We start from the raw sequence: 4,378 nt of genomic DNA, 5'->3' as shown, positions 1-4,378 counted from the left end.
CTCTGGCAGTAGAACTTGAGTGAAGACTCGTAAACATCGCAGATATACATATATAGTTTTATAAGTTTTAATTTTTTCTCCTTGGGAATCATAATTAGAACAATGAGTGGTTTTATTCTTATAATATACAGATTTTCAAGGATATTAGAAAAATAATTAATGAGATAATTAACTGAATAATAACATTTTAACAAGCGAAAAGGTAGATGTTTATCAACTGCTGATTCGCATTATTAATAGATGAGCCGGTGCATTTATATGGATAGCAAACTTTCTCTTGCAACAAGCAACTGTGGCAAGAGGAAGTTCATTTTAGAAGACTTATTGAATAACCTCATTTTAATTCCAAATGGATTTCACAGAAAAAATCTCCAGATTCTTTACGGCAATATTATTTCCCCAAAAGCGGATTCCATCCTGATTGTTGTTTGCTGCTTTTCTTCCCATTGAATAGGAATATATCCCTCCGTCTATGAATACTTCGATGGAAGTTTTGTCTATGTAAATATCGGCTGTAAGTTCCATACTGTTTCTATCTTCGGGAGAATAAAACACACTGTTGATTGTATTTGCATTCATATCGTAATCTAAGATTCGCTGACCAAAAAGGTCAATGCCGGCACTTGTAGCATGAGATAGTTTGAAAGTCGTTTTGATTCTCAAAGTTTCGGCATTGCGAAATTCTTTAAGATGATCGTTTGCTTTATCAGATGTCAAAGATGCCCATTTTTTCAAAGGAGTAAATAATTGCTTGGTTTCTTTAATCGGATTACTGAATAGCCTAATTCCTTCTTTTGTTGTGTGAAGAGTTAATTCTGTGGGCAATAACATCATTCCATTAAAAGGCATACCTGGGTGTGAAATACGTCCCCAGGCAATTTGTATGCGACGCCCGTCACTGTCGGGTATATTAGTATATGTTTGTCCTGCATACAGACTTCCTTTGGTATAAAAATACTTTCCTGATTCCGGGATAAATGTTTTGCCGTCAAATGAACCTAACATATATGTACCTGTAGCTCCATACATTACCCATTTTTTATTATTGGGATTTCCATCTACTGCCAACTCAAAAAGTTCGGGACATTCCCAGAAACCTGTAACATGGCTTTCGTATTTCCAGCTTTTCAGGTCGGGCGAAGTGTATATGGAGTGTCCATCGCGTTCATTCAATACCATTACCCAATGATTTCCGGAGGTATACCAGAATATTTTAGGATCCCGCGTGTCGTGACTGTTCCAGATATGTTTGGAGTCTATCACAGGATTATTTGTATATTTTGTAAATGTGCGTCCTTTGTCGAGGCTATATGCAATACATTGTACTTGTTTGTCAGGTCCGGCGGCTGTATATGCAACAATCATAGCCGGAGTGTCTCCTTTATTGTAACCGGCAGTATTACCATAATCTATGACTGCCGAACCGGAGAACATTCCACCCAAATGATCGGGATATAAGGCATCTGTCAATTCTTCCCAATGTACCAAATCTTTGCTTACAGCATGTCCCCAATGCATATTTTCCCATTCTCGCTCGAAAGGATTATGCTGATAAAAAAGATGATATTCTCCATCATAATATACAAGTCCGTTAGGATCATTGATCCAGCCTCTTTTGGTTGTAAAGTGAAATTGAGGACGGTTGTTCTCTTTATATAAGTTGTCCTCTCCTTTAATATTGTCATCCTGATAGATGTTGCTTAATCCTTTTTCATTTCCTTCATAGCTGATTGTCAATGTTTTCCCTTTCAGATTGGAAACATCTTTAAATACCCAATAATCAGCTTCATCGGGAGCAAGGCGTATAACAACCGATAGGGCAGGTTGGCCTTTTACCTCAAAGGTCATTTTATGTCGGTCCTCTTTATGAGAAACAGGGATATTTAAATATCTCTTATCGATTTTTATTTTGATTTCTCCTGCCGAAAGTGAACAGACTACCAGAAAAAGAATATTGGCTAGGATAGCTTTTTGAACTAATAATTTCATACGGTATCATTTTATATCATAATCTATGTTGAATTAATGAATCAAGTGGTAAATATATATATTTGTTTTCATTTCTCCTAATAACTATTTCCATTTTTATACAGTAAATCATTTGTGCCAGACTCCGAAACAGACAGTGGCACAAATGATTTTATCATAATTTACCTATTGATTCCCTCATATGGGGTATAATTCTTTTTATTGTCGGTCTTTTACATTTGGGAAAGTTAGCATTAGTGCAGGAATACCGGAAGCCGTATAAGAAGACAGGCGCATTGTTGATAATGGAGTTCTCTCCAGGAATTTATTCGTCAGATTACGTTCCTTATCACGGTTTTTCCAGCCGAGATTGATACTGCGTTCTATATATTCAATGTATTGGGTTTGTCCGCAATCATTAATCAAAATGGGTATGTATTGAGCCAAAATGGCGTTATAAATACCTTTTTCGTCTGTTACATTATCTTGTGTCGGATCGCCTTCTGGTCTTAATACTTTGTTTGCCGTCGATTTTTTTGCTATAATATAATCCATAGCTGCTTTTGCATGGTTCAGATAAGTCTGATCTTTTGTCTCAAGATAAAGCATGGAGGCAGACCCCATACATGTAGCTTGGTTATAAATAAGCATAGTCCAATCGGCATCAGTGTTTCCATCATGTTTAGAGTCTGCCACTGCGCCTGTTACAGGATTGAATAAATTCTCCGAAGCCCATTTATAGACGGTTTTTGCTTTTGTCAGATACTCGGAATTATTGGTAGCTTTGTATAGCTCCATTGCAGCTATGATGGTCGGATAATTGATACACGCCATTTTTCCATTACGATTATATTTCCAGTCCCAGTACATCCCCCCGCTATTCGGATCAAACGAACCTATATCCCGAGGATCTCCTCCATCAGCTACCGGTTTACCATTCCATACTCTGTAGAAACCGTCCTCTGATATTTTCAGGTATTTGTTATCTTTGGTCAATAAGTATGCACGTGCCAATGAGCCTACCCACCACATCATATCGTCATATAAGTCCCAGTGGGCGTAATCATACCAATCGAATGTAAACTCGCTAGAGCATCCTTCGAAATGTTGTTCCATCAGATCCAGATATTTTTTATCGCCTGTGAGTTTATAGGCATTCATTATCATATCAAACATCGTGGCTTGTGTCCAACCTACGGCAATGTCTGATGTTCCGCCTCCTGCATCTCTGCGATAGACTTTGCGGGAATCTTGGAACAAGTTTTCATTGAATGAATCGTAAGCTGTAATTACATCATTGTATGTGAATCCTTGATCACCGGAATTGTTGTTGTCATTGGCATCTGAATCGGAACACCCGAATAACATAGCCATCAGCATCCAGCTGAAAACGATTACTATTTTATTTTTATTCATAACTAATTTTTATATATAAAACTTATGAAAGAGGTTATCCTCGTAAGAATAAGAGGATAACCTCTTTTCAAAATAGGATTGTTTTAATCTAAATTATACGTCAGTAATTACGGAATCAATACTTCCATTGGTTCACTGTAATTCCAGCGGCGGACACTTTCTGTTTCGTAGTTTATACGGGCGGCAGCTCGTATAAATACTGTCCGTCCTGAAGGTATTGTACCATTGGATTTAATGGTAACTTCTGTTCCAAAAAGAGGTTCAAAGTCTGTTCCCGTATATTCTATTTTGTTAGACCAACGATCGTCTCTTGCTCTATACCCCACAGTTGAAGAATAACTTACAAATAGTTGTATATCAGTCATATTCACGAAGCTGTCATTGTATTTCCCTAGAGGTTCTATCTTTTCTTTGAAAATTTCTTTGCTGACACCTCTCGTCACTTTTACTTTTGCTGTAATTTTACCATTGCTGATTGTTGGCTCACCTACGAGAACTACTTTTAAGAAAGGTTCTACTTCAAAACGGACTTTTGTTACGCCTGATATTTCTTTCTCTATAGTTTCGTCGGCTAAAGGTACTCCATAGCCGTCTTCCCGCAATAAGGGGATGAATGGACCGTCAATACGAATATTGTAAGTGCCTTTGAATAATTTTGTATTCTGGAATGTACCGTCAGGCATACAATAAAAGTCAGGGTTATGCTGGACGTTATCGCCCCAACTAAGTTCGGTCAAGCGTATGCGAATACCTTCACTACCTTGGTCGGTCAGTATTCTTTCTCCTGTAGCTATATCTATCACTTCACCTTGCAATGTTTCCGCCGGTTCGTCGTAATTGTCAACGCTGAACATATCACAGGAACCGAAAGTGAACAGTGCACATAATAAAGTACAAAATGTTATCTTTTTCATATTCTATGTTTCTTAATTATTTTTTTTATATCACTTATCTTTTATCGATTAGGCTGCTGATCGATTACCGGACTCTTAGT

At 37.4% G+C, this 4,378-nt stretch carries 3 protein-coding genes; all 3 read right to left on the bottom strand.

The window, feature by feature from the left end; translation table 11 throughout:
• Nucleotides 1-339: 339 nt before the first annotated feature.
• Nucleotides 340-1,989 (bottom strand): glycoside hydrolase family 32 protein, encoded by a 1,650-nt coding sequence (locus ACT8YW_RS21960; RefSeq protein ID WP_444107143.1) that lies wholly within the window; start codon nt 1,987-1,989, stop codon nt 340-342.
• A gap of 198 nt (nt 1,990-2,187) precedes the next feature.
• The gene (locus tag ACT8YW_RS21955) at nt 2,188-3,384 is read right to left on the bottom strand and encodes a glycoside hydrolase family 76 protein (protein ID WP_444107142.1); all 1,197 of its coding nucleotides are present in this window, start codon (nt 3,382-3,384) and stop codon (nt 2,188-2,190) included.
• A gap of 107 nt (nt 3,385-3,491) precedes the next feature.
• On the bottom strand, nt 3,492-4,298 hold the full coding sequence (locus tag ACT8YW_RS21950) for a DUF3823 domain-containing protein (protein WP_444107141.1): 807 nt from the start codon (nt 4,296-4,298) through the stop codon (nt 3,492-3,494).
• Nucleotides 4,299-4,378 lie beyond the last annotated feature (80 nt).

Source organism: Bacteroides sp. (assembly GCF_052357945.1).
Lineage (GTDB): Bacteria > Bacteroidota > Bacteroidia > Bacteroidales > Bacteroidaceae > Bacteroides.
Note: the sequence above shows the minus strand (reverse complement) of the source record. Positions and strands in the feature narration are given on the sequence as shown.